Below are 14788 nucleotides of genomic sequence, written 5' to 3'. Positions count from 1 at the left end.
GACCCATTGCTCCAGCGCTGACACGACGTCGGCCCTGCTATTTGTGCTGCCCTCCAAGATGATTCCGGGTGTCCCTCAGGGGAACCCGCTCATGGGTTCCCCGGCTCCTTCCACCGGACCCTTTCTTATCACTTGGAGCACGCATGACCATTTCACCTACGCTCAGCCCCGACTGCGGCAATTGCTTCGCCCTTTGCTGCACCGCGCTCGGATTTACCCGATCAGCTGACTTCGCCATCGACAAACCTGCCGCTTCGCCGTGCCCGAATATGGCGGACGACTTTTCCTGCACCATCCACCAACGCTTACGGCCGAGAGGCTTCCGCGGTTGCACGGTATTTGATTGTTTCGGCGCCGGCCAAGTAGTGTCCCAACACACCTTCGCCGGCACCAGTTGGACGCAGGACCCTTCGTCCAGGTCCTCGATGTTCGCCGTGTTCAAGGTGGTCAGGCAACTCCACGAGATGCTCTGGTACCTGGACGAAGCCCGGCAACGGACGTTCGATCCAGACCTTGCATTCACGGCGGAGCACCTTTCCGAGCGCATAGCGGCCGCCGCACAAGGTGATGCGTCTACGGTCCTGGCCACCGACGTCGAAACTCTCCATGGAGAAGTCCGCGCACTCCTGATGGAGGTTAGCGAAGAACTACGCGCCTCCTACGGGGCCGAGGACAAGCCAAGGCTCGACGCCGGCCGCCAACCGGATGCCGACGCCAGGCTGGGCGGCGCTGATCTGATGGGAGCCAACCTTGCGAACCAAAGCCTGTGCGGAGCGGACCTCCGCGGTGCATACCTGATCGGAGCCAATCTACGGAAGTCCGATCTCACAGCCGTGGACCTCCTGGGAGCAGATCTTCGCGGAGCACAACTCCACGGAGCCGACCTCTCCACTGCGCTCTACCTCACCCAACCGCAGATCAACGCCGCCGAAGGCGCCCCCTCCACCCTCCTACCCCCACGACTCACAAGACCGGATCACTGGTGACTGCAGCGGAATCGGGACTAGCCGGTCGGCCGGCGTCCGGCAGCGTGCGTCTAAGCGAGGAACGAGCGAGCACGCCGAGGACGGCGGCCGACCGGCGATGGCTGGTAACAGCCGCGCCAGAGTTACGACTCGTGAGTGAACGGCAGCTTCCTGAGTCGTTCCCCTACGGTCGCATTCCGCTGCTCCGCTTGGCGGAGTCGTGTGAGTTCGCGGTTGCGCCGTTCCCCGAGGACTGCGCCTATGTAGTCTTCGGGGATGGTGCCGGTGGGCGGGGGTGGGGCGACGTACCTTGCGAGTTCCGATGCGAGCGAGGCGGCCATGTTGACGCGTGAGGCCGGTGCCATGAGGTAGGCCTGCTGCACGAAGGTTCCTGCCCGGCGAGCGGTGGCATCCGGCACCCTGCCGATATCTGCTATCGCAACCCATGCTTGCAGGTGGTGCGGTGCTACGGGCATGATGCGGGGCGTTGCGGGTACTCGTTGCCGGAGGGAGTAGGTGCCTGCAACGATGTCGCCGAGGCGCTTGGATTTGTCGTTGAACAGTGCCACGCCAATTGCGAGGCCGCCGAAGGTCAGGTAGATCTCCAGGAAGCCGAGGAGGCCGCGGATGAGGGCGTGCCGGAAGCGGATGGAGCCGCCGTCGTCGCGCACTATGCGGAGCCCCGTTGCGAGCTTTCCCAGGGACCGCCCCCGTGTCAGGGTTTCCACGGTGACGGGGACGATGACCACCGAGAAGACGACGCTGCTGAGGACCATTGCCTGTATGGCGGCGTCGTCGAGATCCCGGGAGGCGCTGGTGATCAGGATGATCAGGAGTATCGCGAGGGCGATGTGGGAGATCACGTCAATGATGAGCCCCAGTGCTCGCGCGGCGAAGGAGGCCGGGCGAAGCTCGAGGACCACGGCCTCGCCTGTGATGATTGAACTCATGCCTGCCCCCATGTTTCGCCAACGCTTCGGGCCACACGACTGCCCTCATCAACGAGTCTAGCGGCGGGCTGACCTGCCGGTGGATGCAGGCGCTAGGGTGGTGGCGTGGACATAGATGCCTTCTCGGCCGTACATGGGGACAAATGGTCGCGGCTTCATTTCCTGGCACATAAGCGAAAGCTTACGGGTGCCGAGGCCGATGAGCTTCTTCGCTTGTATCAAACGGTGTCCGGGCACCTGTCGCTGATCCGGTCTGTGGCGCCGGAGACGGGGTTGTCCGCATCCTTGTCTGCAGCGTTGGCCCAGGCCCGGACGAGGTTCACGGGGGCCCGCTCCAATTTCATGGAGGACCTGGCGCGGTTCTTTGTTATTTCCCTCCCTGCGGCCTTCTACCGGATCCGGTGGTTGACCATATGGTGCGGGCTTGCCTTTGTCCTGGTTGCGGGTGCCTATGCTTTGTGGATTGGCACTTCTCCGGAGGCCCTGAGGGCCGTAGCATCCAGTGATGCGAAGGTGCAGCAGTATGTGGAGGAAGACTTCATCGACTACTATTCCGAGAATCCTGCGGCTTCCTTCGCCGGGTTGGTGTGGACGAACAACGCCTGGATTTCCGCTCAAGCTGTGGCTTTTGGCATTACCGGATTCTGGGTGCCATTCATCTTGTTCATGAACGCGCAGGGGCTGGGAATCGCGGCCGGCCTCTTCCTGGCCACCGGGAAGATGGACATTTTCTTCAGCTACATCCTTCCGCACGGCCTCATGGAACTCACAGCCGTGTTCATCGCTTGCGCGGCGGGGCTCAAGATTTTCTGGGCCATGGTGCGGCCGGGCCCACGGACAAGGCTGCAGGCTGTGGCCGATGAAGGCCGTTCGTTGATCACCATTGCCTTGGGGCTGGTGCTCGTCCTGCTGGTTTCGGGCATTGTCGAGGGCTTTGTGACGCCGAGCCCGCTTCCCGTATGGGCCAAGATCACCATTGGTGCGCTGGTTCTGGCCGGGTACTGGGCGTACACCTTGGTGCTGGGTGGGAAGGCAGTCCGTGCAGGTGTCACAGGAGACATGGATGACAACGACGCCGGTTATCGCAGCATTGCTGCGTAGAGCTTACAGTTGCGTTTCAATCTGGTCGCGGCCGGGGTGGCACCGCGTGTCTCTGTAATGCCGGGCGGTAGGCTCGAATGCAGACAAGAGAGCCGGCAGCAAGCAATCGCCGGTGGATGCCTACGGAAGTGAACCCGCTGTGAGCGACAAGAGCCCAAAACCACAAGAACCGGACACGGAAGTCCACGAGGACCCCAACGAACCGGCCTTCGACTGGATGAAGCCGAAGACGTCCAGTGGTGCTTCTCCGGCCACTCCTGCAGCCACACCCAAGACCGGTGCCACACCGTCGGACAACAAGCCGTCGGCCGCCACCGCTTCTACTCCCACAACGCCTGCCACCGGCCAGCCCGGGAGCCGCGCGGACCGGAAAGCGGCAGAAGCGGCCGACGTCGAGGTTGAGCCGCCGCTGTTCGCCGACACCTTGGCAGGCGCTTCCACCACCAAGCAGCCGTCGCACTATTCGGAACCCTTGCCGACGTCGGCTCTTCAGATCCGCCCGCCGGAAGACGAAGTGGCGCGACGAAACGCCGAACGCGAGCAAGCAGCAAAGGTGAAGCCGGTAGGCCCGCGGATCTTCCAGGTGCTTTTGGCGGTCTTCTACCCGGTGATCCTCCTGGTGCTTGCCGTTCGGGCAGTCACCAGCCCGCTGTTCCTGTGGGTGGAGTACAACCGCCCGGGTTTCCCCGGCGACGGCTACGGTTTCAGCACTGACGACCGTATGACGTACGGCTCATACGCCGTTGATTACCTCAGCAACTGGGCCGGCCCGCGCTACCTGGGGGGCTTGGTCAACCTGGACGGCGACAAGCTCTTCACCGACAGCGAAGTTTCGCACATGGCAGACGTGAAGCTGGTCATTCTGTCCGCCTTCGGGGCCGGGCTTTTGCTCATCGTCCTCAGCATCATCGCCATCCTGTATCTGCGTAAGCGAAGCACAGGCGGGATCCGCCGCGGTCTCTTTGCGGGCTCAATCGTCACGCTGGTCATCATCATCATTGGCCTCGCAGTATTGGCGGTCCTGGGCTGGCAGCAGTTCTTTACCGAGTTCCACCGCATCTTCTTTGCCAATGGAACGTGGACTTTCTCGCTGGAAGACACCCTTATCCGGCTCTTCCCCGGGCAGTTCTGGATTGACGCGGGCATTGTCATCGGGGCCCTGGTGTTCCTCGCAGCGACGGTGACGTTCATCCTCACGTGGCCTACCAAGCGGCGCCGCGGCCTTGCGTCGGCACAAGCGGACGAGGATCGCGAGGAATCTGACGAGGCAACTCCCACAAACGACGATGCCGAGAGCCTGCGGAAGGAACCGACGAGCGCTGCGCGCTAGCGGGCTCGTTCCGCAGGGGGCTGCGCCTGCGGCGGCTGAGCCAGGCGGGGAAAGCTACTTCCTGTACAGCTTTTCCACAGCCGCGGAGAAGTCGTTGAGCACCGCAGCCCGCTTCAGTTTGAGCGACGGCGTCAGGTGCCCTGACTCGACGCTGAGATCCGCCGTGATGAATGCGAATTTCTTGATGGACTCAGCAGCTGAGACGAGTTTGTTGGCCTCGTCCACTGCCGTCTGAACGGCCGCCTTTACGCGGTCATCGGCAGCGGCTTCATCGGGGGTCATGGCCCCCGCCTTGTTCTCGGCGCACCAGTCCGCAAGCCCTTCGGGGTCCAATCCGACTAGTGCCGCCACGAAGGGCCGGCCGTCGCCGACTACTACTGCCTGACCCACCAAGGGGTGCTCGCGCAGCTTCTCCTCCAAAGGAGCCGGTGCCACGTTCTTTCCAGCGGCGGTGACCAGAAGGTCCTTCTTTCGGCCGGTGATGGTCAGGAAGCCGTCGGCGTCGAGCTCTCCGAGGTCGCCGGTCCGGAAGAAGCCGTCAACGAAGGCAGCCTGCGTGGCCTTGTCGTTGTTGTGGTAGCCCTTGAAGACTCCAATGCCCTTGACCAGCACTTCGCCGTCCTGCGCCACCCTGACGGTGGTTCCAGGAAGAGGAATGCCCACCGTGCCTATGCGGGACATGCTGGGAGTGTTGACGGTGCAGGGTGCCGTGGTCTCTGTCAGCCCGTAGCCCTCAAGAACGGGAACTCCCGCGCCGTGGAAGAAGTGGTTGTCCCGGAGGCTCAGGGGACTGGCTCCGGAAACCGTGTAGCCGACGTCGCCGCCGAAGACGTCCCGCACCTTCGGATAAAGGAGCTTGTTGAAAGTGGAGTGCTTCAGGCCCAGAAGCCAACCCGGACCCGGTCCTTCGCCACGGTTGGCGAGGTCCACCGCCGTCGAATATTGCACCGCGGTGGTCGAAGCTGCCGAGAAGAGCGCGGACTTACCGCTCATGGCCGCTTTGTGGCTGGCACCAGCGTAGACCTTCTCGAAGATGCGGGGCACAGCGAGCAGGAAAGTGGGCTTGAATGATCCGAGATCCGCCATGAGTCCGCTGGCGCCGGCACTGTGACCCAGCGTGATGCCCGCCGTGAGGCAAACAACCTGGACAGCCCTGGCGAGGACGTGCGCCAAGGGCAGGAACATCAGCGTCCGTGCGCCTTGCTGCATGAGCAGCTCGGGGAGGAAAGGGATGACGTTACGCGCCACGAGGACAAAGTTGCCATGGGTGATTTCGCAGCCCTTGGGCTTGCCCGTGGTTCCGGACGTGTAAACGATGGATGCGACGCTCGCCAGGTTTGCCGCGCTGCGCTGGCGCTCCAGTTCGGCGTCCATGATGCCGATTCCGACGGCGGAGACGCTGGTCAGGTTGGGTGCGTCGCCGTCGTGCTCCATTCGGATGATGGTCACTGGGTCCTCGCCCAAGGCCGGGGACTGTTCCACCAAGGCACGGACGAGGCTCTCCTTGGCGGTGTCCTCCACAAAGATGCGCCGGGCGCCGGAATCCGTGAGGATCCACTCGATCTGGCTCGCCGAAGACGTCTCATAAATGGGGACAGTGACTCCGCCGGCCATCCAGATGGCGAAGTCCACCAGCGTCCACTCAAAACTTGAGCGGGAAAGCACGGCTACCGGATCGCCGGGGTTGAGCCCGCCCGCGATCAGGCCTTTGGCCAAGGCAGTGACGTCGGCAAGGAACCTGGCTGCCGAAACGTTAAGCCAACCGTTCGCGGTTTTATGCGCGTACAGGTTACCGAACGGATCCTTGTGGCAGCGTTCCAGGAGGAGGTCCGTCACGTTGGTGTTCGGGTCCGCCTCGACCAGAAGCTCCGTGCTTGCTTCCCTCACTGCTTGCCTCCTCCTAGATCCACGATGGCATCCACATTCTCATCCGCCACTCCTGGTAGCTGATGACCTCCGCCGTGAGCACGGGATAGAAGAATGCCGTTGCGAGCACGGCCAGCACCAGGACGAGCGCAACTATGTACAGGCCCGATCGTCGCCGCCAGACGGGGTCGCCGCTGCGTCCCAAGACCAACCCCAGCACATACGTCAAGCCCAGAACCAGGAACGGCTCGAAGGACACCGCGTAGAAGATGAACATGGTGCGTTCCGGGTACATGAACCACGGAAGATATCCGGCGGCCACTCCGGCAAGGATGGCACCTGCACGCCAGTCCCGGCGGCCTGCCCACCAGAACAACAGGATGACCAAGGCGATGGTTCCACCCCACCACACCACTGGATTCCCCACTGGCAGGATGGCCGAGGAACACGTTTCAACAACACAGCCCGGGGTGCCCTGCTTCGGGGTCTGGTAGAAAAACGAGGTGGGACGGCCCATGATGAGCCACGTCCAGGGACTGGACTCATACGGATGGTCGGAGCTGAGGCCTTGATGGAATTTGTAGGCTTCCAGGTGGTAGTGCGCCAGGGACCGTACGGAGTTGGGCAGCCAATCCCAGCCCGGGGCCGGGTTGGTGGCAGCCCATTGCCGGTAGTAGGCGTCCTTCGAGAGGAACCAGCCCGTCCAACTGACCACATAGGTCACGGCGGCAATCGGGATGATGGTCAGGAAGGCGGGGAGGCCGTCCTTGATAATGCCGGCGCTGAACCAGCTCCGGATGCCTGCGATGCGCCGGGCGCTCAGGTCCCACAGCACGGTCATCAGCCCGAAGGCGGCTACGAAGAAAAGCGCCGACCATTTGGTCCCCACTGCCAGGCCGAGGCAGAGGCCTGCCACCAGCCGCCACCACCGCATGCCCAGCCAGGGGCCGGCAACCAATTGGGTGGGTGTGGGGCGGCCTCCCGGCGAAGCAGCCGCTTGGGCGGCGAGCCGGAATGCCAGACGACTGCGGCCGTCGTCGCGGTCCATCAACAAGGCACCGAAAGCGGCCAGGATCCAGAGCGCCAGGAAGACGTCAAGCAGCGACGTACGGGAGAGCACCAGATGGTGGCCATCAACGGCCAGCAGGAGCCCGGCGACGGCACCCAGGGTGTGCGAGCGGAACAGCTTCAGTGCGATGAGTGAAACGAGGAAGACCGTCAGCGTGCCTGCCAGGGCCGCACTGAACCGCCAGCCGAAGGGGTTGTCCCCGCCGAACAGCCACATGCCGAAGGCAATCATCCATTTGCCCACCGGCGGGTGGACCACGTACTCCGGAGTGTTGAGGAGGATGTCCGGGTTGCCGGCATTGAAGGAATCGTTGGCGTTGGCCGGCCAACTGCGTTCGTAGCCGCTCACCACATAGGAGTAAGCGTCCTTGACGTAGTATGTTTCGTCGAAAACCAGGCTGTGCGGGGCATCAAGCCGGAAGAAGCGGAGAACGCCGCCCAGGATCGCCGTGATGGTGGGGATCAGCCAAAACCACAAGCGCAACGAGGCCGGGTAGTCGCGCCAGCTTTGGACACCACCGATCAGGCGTTCCTTCAACGCTTGGGCAGTGTAGGCCTCGGTCGGTCGGGCGATCCAACGGTGACCTTCCAGCCCACGGCCGGGAAAAGTTCCGCCGGGGCTGTCGGTCGGCGCCGCCGCCTGCCGGGGCGCTGACCCGACGGCGCGTTTCGATGCATCCTGCTGCCTGCTGCTTAACTCCACAGTTGTGTCTTCGGCTTCAGGGGTCGCCGGGGACGCCGCCGGGGATCCGGAAGCGGTAGCAGGAACGGGCGACTGGTTCACCCGCCCATGCTACCTTTCCATCCTTGCTGTATCCCTGAACCCCGCGGCTGCATCCTTGAAGCGCGTGCGGCATTAGGCTTGGCAGGTGGACGAACAGCGCAGCACCCCGGATGAGACTCCCTTCAACGACGACCTGGATGAGTCAGCTTCTGCTGCCGATTCCGGTGCAACTCCCGGCGTCGGCAGGATCGTGCTTGCCGCTACGCCCATCGGCAACGTGGGTGACGCCTCCGCACGCTTGATTGAACTCCTTGGCACCTCGGACATTGTGGCCGCAGAGGACACCCGGCGTTTGCACCGGTTGGTAACGGCACTGGGCGTCGAGGTCACCGGACGCGTCATCAGCTACCACGAGCACAATGAAGTGGCCAAGACCGGTGAACTCCTGGACCACGTGCGCGCCGGCAAGACCATCCTGATGGTCAGCGACGCCGGAATGCCCGCGGTTTCCGACCCGGGTTTCCGTCTGGTGGAGGGCGCAGTTGCCGCCGGACTGACCGTCACAGCCGTTCCCGGCCCTTCTGCGGTACTGACGGCCTTGGCGCTGTCCGGCTTGCCCACCGACCGCTTCTGCTTTGAAGGCTTTCTTCCCCGGAAGTCGGGGGATCGGAACTCACGTCTCGCCGACCTCGCAAATGAACGCCGCACCATGGTCTTCTTTGAGGCGCCGCACAGGCTCGAGGTCATGTTGCGCGCACTGCACGAGCGCTTCGGGGCCGATCGCCGGGTTGCTGTGTGCCGCGAACTGACCAAGACCTATGAGGAAGTCATCCGTGGCACCTTGCGTGAACTGCTGGAGTGGGCGGAGAACAACGAGGTCCGCGGCGAAATAGCAGTGGTGGTGGGCGGTGCACCTGAGCAGGAACCGGGCAAGCCCGAGGATCACGTCGCCGCGGTGAACGACCTCATTTCCCAAGGCATCCGCTTGAAGGAAGCTGTGGCCGCAGTGGCCGACGATGCCCGGGTCAGCAAGCGGGAGCTCTATTCGGCAGTCCTCGCAGCGCGCTGACGTCCGCTGTGCAGCTGCACAAAATAGCGACCATGCGGCAGTGCGTGAAGGCGTAGACACTGCTTCTCGCGGGGCAGTACCGTGGCAGTAATTCAAGCCACTTCCGGCAACGAACCCCAGTGGTGCAATTCTCCAAAGCACCCAAGACGAAGGAGTCGCCATGACTGTCACGGTTGAACGCGAAAGCGAACTGCTGGCTTCCGTCCCTACCGGCCTGCTGATCAACGGTCAGTGGCGCCCGGCCGGATCCGGAAAGACCTTTGATGTTGAGGACCCGGCCACGGGCAAGGTCCTTCTCAGCATCTCCGACGCCGGTGCTGAAGACGGCGCTGCCGCCCTCGATGCCGCTGCTGCCGCCCAAGCCGATTGGGCCCGCACCGCACCGCGCGAACGCGGCGAAATCCTGCGCCGCGCCTTTGAACTGGTCACCGAGCGTGCCGAAGACTTCGCACTGCTGATGACCCTCGAAATGGGCAAGCCCCTTGCCGAAGCCCGTGGTGAAGTCACCTACGGTGCCGAGTTCCTGCGCTGGTTCTCCGAAGAAGCAGTCCGCGTGTCCGGCCGTTACTCCGCAGCACCTGATGGCAAGAACCGCCTCCTCGTGCAGAAGAAGCCGGTAGGCCCCTGCCTGCTGATCACCCCGTGGAACTTCCCGCTGGCCATGGCCACCCGCAAGGTAGCCCCCGCCGTCGCCGCTGGCTGCACCATGGTGCTCAAGCCGGCCAACCTGACCCCGCTCACCAGCCTGCTCTTCGCCCAGGTCATGCAGGAAGCCGGCCTCCCCGCCGGTGTCCTCAACGTCATCCAGACCTCCACCGCCGGCGCCGTCACGGGCCCGCTGATCAAGGATGACCGCCTCCGCAAGATCTCCTTCACCGGCTCCACCCCGGTGGGACAGGCCCTGATCCGTGAAGCAGCGGACAAGGTCCTGCGCACCTCCATGGAACTCGGTGGCAACGCACCGTTCGTGGTCTTCGAAGACGCCGACCTGGACAAGGCCGTTGAAGGCGCCATTGCTGCCAAGATGCGCAACATGGGCGAGGCCTGCACCGCAGCGAACCGCTTCATTGTGCACGAGTCCATCGCCGATTCCTTCGCCGAGAAGTTCGCCGCCAAAATCGGTTCCCTGACCACCGCCCGCGGTACCGAGCCCGAATCCAAGGTTGGCCCGCTCATCGACGGCAAGGCCCGCGACGGCGTCCACGCCCTCGTTTCCGAAGCCGTAGCAGGAGGTGCCACAGCTGTCACCGGTGGTGCCGCCGTGGACGGTCCCGGCTACTTCTACCAGCCCACCGTGCTGAAGAACGTTGCAGCTGACGCCCGCATCCTGCAGGAAGAAATCTTCGGGCCGGTAGCGCCGATCATCACCTTCTCCACAGAAGACGACGCCGTTCGCTTGGCCAACAACACCGAATACGGCCTGGTTGCCTACGTCTTCACCAAGGACCTCAACCGGGGCTTGCGCATCAGCGAACGCATCGAGACCGGCATGCTCGGCCTCAACGCCGGTGTCATCTCCAACGCTGCCGCCCCCTTCGGTGGCGTCAAGCAGTCCGGCTTGGGCCGCGAAGGCGGTTCCGAAGGCATCGAAGAGTACCTGTACACCCAGTACGTAGGTATCGCGGACCCTTACGCCGACTAGGCCGCACAGGATCCGGTCCACCGCTCTCGCAACAAGAACGGTTGACACACGCAGGGGCCCGGCCCCGGAACCACAAGTTCCGGCGTCGGGCCCCTCGCTGTCTGTAGCTGAACGCTGTCTGTACCTGAACCTAGCGGCGCTGGGGGATCAGGCCCCGGAGCCTGTGCCACCACCGGCCAACCGCCCGGCCCATGGCTTTGCCGAGCCTTCCAACAGCCCGGAACGGCGCGCCCAGCGCACGGACCCAGCGCTGCATCATCGACGGCGGCAGCCAGTCAGCGCGGAAGCGCACCAACCAGCGGGCATTGTTCCGCAACGCCTCACGGACGACGGCGATGCGGCCCGCCGCTGCCGGGGCCGGGGCCGCCGTGCGACCGTAGCGTTGCCGTTCGAAGTCCGAGGTGAGGGAAGCCACTGCTGCGTGTGCGGCGTCGTTGAGTCCTCCTGTGTCACCTAGTGCGGTGCTGGACCGCAGCCGGGCGGAAAAATGCCTCGGCGTCTCGCTGGATGTCGATGGCACGCCGTAATCGGTAGCGAGGTCCTGTAGCTCCGCCCAGGCAAGTTCAGGGGCAGGATCCTTGTAGCCAGGTGTGCCGGCTTCATCCGGAGGTTTTTGGTTCAACCGGCGTCGCCGGAGGACCGTCCTGCTCAGCCTCGGCGACCAGAGGAATCCGGCGAGCAACAAAATCCCCGCTGCTGCGGCGCCGATAGCCGGGAGCGGGTTCGTGGTGGCCGAACCCGCGGCAGGGGTCTCCACTCCAGGAATCGGGACGGGGGCTGCTGCCGGCGGCGCGGGGGTTGTGAGGACGTCTTTCTCATCGGCGTTGGTGCTGAGATTACTGGGAACCGAGGATTCGATGGCGTAATCGGGGACGTGGCCCCGAGACGGCGTTGGTTCAAAGGGAACCCAGCCCAGGCCCTCAAAATACAGTTCGGGCCATGCGTGGGCATCCCGGGCGTCCACCTCGTACTCAGGGAAGGATCCCTGACCGACCAAGGCCACGGACTCGCCCGTGAGCCGGCCCGGCGCGTAGCCCACCGCGATGCGGCTCGGAATGCCCTCGGCCCGTGCCATGACGGCCATGGCCGAGGAGAAATGAACACAATAGCCGCTCTTGACGGCAAGGAAGTCAGCCAGGACCGAGAGGCCGTTGCCGTCATAGCCGTTCTGCACGGGAGCTTGCAGGGAGTACGTGAACTCGCCGGAACGCAGGTAGTTCTGGAGGGCCAGCGCCTTGGCGTAGTTGCTGCCCGCGGATGCCGTGACGGTATCGGCTGTTTGCCGCACGATGTCCGGAAGGTTGCCCGGAATCCTCAGGAAGTCTTCTGAAATGCCCTTCGGTACGGAAGCGGCTTGGGACAGGGACTCTGATGTGATCCTGGGGGCTGCGGAGAAGACGACGTACCGTTGCGCGCGGGTGGTGGTCTCAGTGCTCATGATGCTCAAAGTGGCCGGATCCCAGGTCCAGCGTCCGTTGAGCCCGTTCACGGAGGCCGGCGCAAACGGGGCAGGGAGGTAAGGGCTGGTGAACAGGCCCGCGTTTATCGAGGTCACGGCGTTAACCACTTCGCCCTGGACGGCGTACCCCGTCTCGATCCTGTCCGCACCTACGCGACGCTCGGAGGCACGATCATCCGGAGCCCAGGTTTCGCCGTCGAAGTGGTCAACGGTGACCGACCTCAAATACAGGGGCGCGTCGGCGCTAGTGGCATACGTGATGCGGCCCGAACCGGTAGGACTCCTGAGGCTGTTGCCCAAGGTGATCATGGGATTGAGCCCATTGGAGGTGCCCCACGGGCTGAGACGCGAGCCCTGCGGAAAAGTGCCGGTCTCGAAACCGGGGATGGCCAAGGGGACGGTCATGGTCAATGCCAGCGCCAGGCCACCGGTGACAACTGAGCGCTTGAACTGGCCGGCACCGCGCCCCGAGCCCGACTGGAGCCTGGCATCAGGGGCGAACCAGTGGCTGCACCCCAGGATGAGCAGGTAACCCACGGCCGCGCCGATGAATCCGGCTACTCCCACGCTCTGCGGTTTGATAGTGGCAGGCACCACCATGACCGCCAGCAGGCCAATGCCGCTGGCCGCAGGCATGGAAAGTGGAACGGCCAGGGCATCGATGAGGATCACCAGGAGCCCAAGGCAGGCACACATGACGAAAACGATCCCGGCGTTGGGTGCCACCGGCGCGCTTTCGGACACCACTGTATCGGCGGCCCGCTTAATGTGTCGTCCGACGGCGGTAAAGGTCTCGGTGGTGGGGATGAACCCCGCCAGGCTCTCCTGGCGGCAGAAGATGAAGCTGAGCACAGCCGCCAAGGCGGCAAAGGAGCCCAGGGTCGCGATCAGCGGCTGGGCCCGGAGTGCCCGGAGGGCAGCAAGCGTCAGCGCGACCACTACCACCGTGGTGATCAGCGGCATGAACCAGGCCCAGCCCCTGAGGACACCGTTCAAGGACAACGCCGCCCCTAGGACAGCCACCGCCACTGATCCTGCCATGGCCCATGGATAGGGCCCTGGACCCGGGACCTGCGGCCGGGGCCGCTTGCCGGACGAAGCCGTGCTGGCTGTTCCACCCGGTTGCGTCGGAGCGCTGGGGGAGCCCTGGTGGGATGTGGCGGTCATCGTGGCACCGCCGCTCCACGCCGGACATCCATGGCCGCATCTGCGGCAGCTACGATGCCACCGGCATCGAAGGCTGACCAGGCAGCCGTCAACTGGGTTTTCGATGTCACAGCTGCTGCCCTCCAACCGGCAACACGCAAGATCTCAAGTATTTCCTCGTTGTTCCGTGAGGCATCGGTGATCAGTAAGGCAAAGGCGTTGGCACCATAGCCGGCCGCTGGGGCAAGTGTCCTTGCCTCGGCGGGCGTCAGGTTGCCCACCAAGGCAAGCAGCGGACCGCGCAACCGGTGCGCTGAGAGTTTGTCCATCAGGCGATCGTTGAAAGGAGAATCGGCATTCTCCGTGCCCGCCGAGCCGGGGGAGCCCTCCTTGTGTTCGGAGATTTGCTCGGTCCTGTGGTGCTCCGGCCTGGTGTGCCTCGGGCCGCTTAGCTCCACTGCCGCAAGACTCTCTGCGATGGCCTGAAGGCCGCCCACGCCCGCGAACTCCTCCGCCTCCGCGTCCGGCGCTGACCGCGAACGATGGAACGCCGGGCTGCCAAATGCATCAAGGAGCCGTAACGAATAGTTCCGTTCTGCCAGATGCGCGGTAATGGACATCGCCGCCGTGACCATCCACTCGAAGTTTGTACTGGTTACAAGGTCAGAGTTCTCGTCATGGCTCCCGAAGACAGAACCGGTTCCGGCGGCAAAGGCGGTGAATCTCTGGTCCAGGATGAGGGTGGCCTCGGGGGTGGTCACCGACTCCTCTTGGCGCACCATGAGTTGGCCATGGCGGGCAGTAGCCGCCCAGTGAACGCGGCGCATGGGATCGCCGTGCCTGTACTCACGGGTCATGATGTCATCATCGCTGGGATTGGCCCGGATACGGGTCGCCGTCACGCCATCATTGCCACGCGCACCGGCGAGGCCCGTGACGGGAAGTTCGACGGCGGCAGGAGTCACGGTGAGGATGTCGCCGTCGTCAATTGCATGCCGCCGCAGCGATAAGCCGAAAGGGTCACTGAACTCTGCGGTGACCGGACCAATCCGGAACTGTCCCCGCTTGCCCGAGCGCAAGTGATATTCGTAACGGCTGGTGCCTCCGGATGCTGATCGGGCAGGAAAGCGGAAAGCGGGTGGCTCACCGAAGCGGGGAGGCAGTTGCTCCTCCATGATCACGTGCCCTGTGGAATATGACGACCGGGCAACAGCGAGGCGAACGGTTGTGGTGCCGGACGTCTCCACCGTGGACGGATTGAACTCCCGGTACACCTGGAACTTGGGTTTGAGCACGCGGACGCCGGCGAGCGCCACCAAGGGAAGGAGAATCAACAGGACAGCCAGAGTCAGGAGATCACGCCTGCCCATGACATACGCGCACCCCAGGGAAAGGGCCCCGGCGGCCAGAAGCCCCCAGCCGCGGTTGGTGAATAAGTGCTTGGGAAGCCGATCCATGAGCGCCATAC

Annotated in this window: 10 protein-coding genes; 5 read left to right on the top strand and 5 right to left on the bottom strand. The window is 64.0% G+C overall.

Going from position 1 to position 14788, the window contains the following annotated elements; genetic code table 11:
• Positions 1–143: 143 nt before the first annotated feature.
• Entirely contained in the window at positions 144–986 is an 843-nt protein-coding gene (locus ACZ881_RS13120; RefSeq protein ID WP_476116074.1) for a pentapeptide repeat-containing protein, read from the top strand.
• A gap of 122 nt (positions 987–1108) precedes the next feature.
• On the opposite strand, the gene ACZ881_RS13115 is transcribed toward ACZ881_RS13120, so the two are convergent.
• Positions 1109–1915 carry an RDD family protein gene (locus ACZ881_RS13115; protein ID WP_476116072.1) on the bottom strand — a complete coding sequence of 269 codons (807 nt, stop codon included), beginning with the start codon at positions 1913–1915 and terminating at the stop codon, positions 1109–1111.
• A 105-nt stretch (positions 1916–2020) separates the two neighbouring features.
• On the opposite strand from ACZ881_RS13115, the gene ACZ881_RS13110 reads away from it, so the two are divergent.
• Both ACZ881_RS13110 and ACZ881_RS13105 read left to right on the top strand, forming a co-directional pair.
• Positions 2021–3016 carry a stage II sporulation protein M gene (locus tag ACZ881_RS13110; protein ID WP_476116070.1) on the top strand — a complete coding sequence of 332 codons (996 nt, stop codon included), beginning with the start codon at positions 2021–2023 and terminating at the stop codon, positions 3014–3016.
• A gap of 139 nt (positions 3017–3155) precedes the next feature.
• Positions 3156–4346 carry a TIGR01906 family membrane protein gene (locus tag ACZ881_RS13105; protein ID WP_476116068.1) on the top strand — a complete coding sequence of 397 codons (1191 nt, stop codon included), beginning with the start codon at positions 3156–3158 and terminating at the stop codon, positions 4344–4346.
• A gap of 54 nt (positions 4347–4400) precedes the next feature.
• On the opposite strand, the gene ACZ881_RS13100 is transcribed toward ACZ881_RS13105, so the two are convergent.
• Both ACZ881_RS13100 and ACZ881_RS13095 read right to left on the bottom strand, forming a co-directional pair.
• The gene (locus ACZ881_RS13100; protein ID WP_476116066.1) at positions 4401–6233 is read right to left on the bottom strand and encodes an AMP-dependent synthetase/ligase; all 1833 of its coding nucleotides are present in this window, start codon (positions 6231–6233) and stop codon (positions 4401–4403) included.
• 13 nt (positions 6234–6246) lie between these two features.
• Positions 6247–8064, bottom strand: coding sequence for a dolichyl-phosphate-mannose--protein mannosyltransferase (locus ACZ881_RS13095; protein ID WP_476116064.1), 1818 nt, complete (start codon positions 8062–8064; stop codon positions 6247–6249).
• 133 nt (positions 8065–8197) lie between these two features.
• Here ACZ881_RS13095 and rsmI point away from each other — a divergent pair, with 133 nt between their 5' ends.
• Both rsmI and ACZ881_RS13085 read left to right on the top strand, forming a co-directional pair.
• A complete protein-coding gene (gene rsmI / locus ACZ881_RS13090; protein WP_476116484.1) occupies positions 8198–9073 on the top strand; it encodes a 16S rRNA (cytidine(1402)-2'-O)-methyltransferase in 876 nt (291 codons plus the stop codon).
• Between the two features lie 160 nt (positions 9074–9233).
• Positions 9234–10715 (top strand): NAD-dependent succinate-semialdehyde dehydrogenase, encoded by a 1482-nt coding sequence (locus tag ACZ881_RS13085; protein WP_026542786.1) that lies wholly within the window; start codon positions 9234–9236, stop codon positions 10713–10715.
• A 130-nt stretch (positions 10716–10845) separates the two neighbouring features.
• Here the strand turns inward: ACZ881_RS13085 and ACZ881_RS13080 are convergent, their stop codons facing one another.
• Both ACZ881_RS13080 and ACZ881_RS13075 read right to left on the bottom strand, forming a co-directional pair.
• On the bottom strand, positions 10846–13341 hold the full coding sequence (locus ACZ881_RS13080) for a transglutaminase TgpA family protein (RefSeq protein ID WP_476116061.1): 2496 nt from the start codon (positions 13339–13341) through the stop codon (positions 10846–10848).
• Positions 13338–14786 (bottom strand): DUF58 domain-containing protein, encoded by a 1449-nt coding sequence (locus tag ACZ881_RS13075; RefSeq protein WP_476116059.1) that lies wholly within the window; start codon positions 14784–14786, stop codon positions 13338–13340. The genes ACZ881_RS13080 and ACZ881_RS13075 overlap by 4 nt, the downstream gene beginning before the upstream one ends.
• Positions 14787–14788: the final 2 nt, after the last annotated feature.

This window comes from Paenarthrobacter sp. TE3676 (genome assembly GCF_056279165.1).
This window is presented reverse-complemented; position numbering and strand designations above follow the sequence as displayed.

Bases quoted from the DNA above. Each gene is read 5' to 3' on its own strand.
- ACZ881_RS13115 (WP_476116072.1), bottom strand. From the start codon at position 1,915: ATGAGTTCAATCATCACAGGCGAGGCCGTGGTCCTCGAGCTTCGCCCG.
- ACZ881_RS13120 (WP_476116074.1), top strand. From the start codon at position 144: ATGACCATTTCACCTACGCTCAGCCCCGACTGCGGCAATTGCTTCGCC.
- ACZ881_RS13080 (WP_476116061.1), bottom strand. From the start codon at position 13,341: ATGACCGCCACATCCCACCAGGGCTCCCCCAGCGCTCCGACGCAACCG.
- ACZ881_RS13085 (WP_026542786.1), top strand. From the start codon at position 9,234: ATGACTGTCACGGTTGAACGCGAAAGCGAACTGCTGGCTTCCGTCCCT.
- ACZ881_RS13075 (WP_476116059.1), bottom strand. From the start codon at position 14,786: ATGGCGCTCATGGATCGGCTTCCCAAGCACTTATTCACCAACCGCGGC.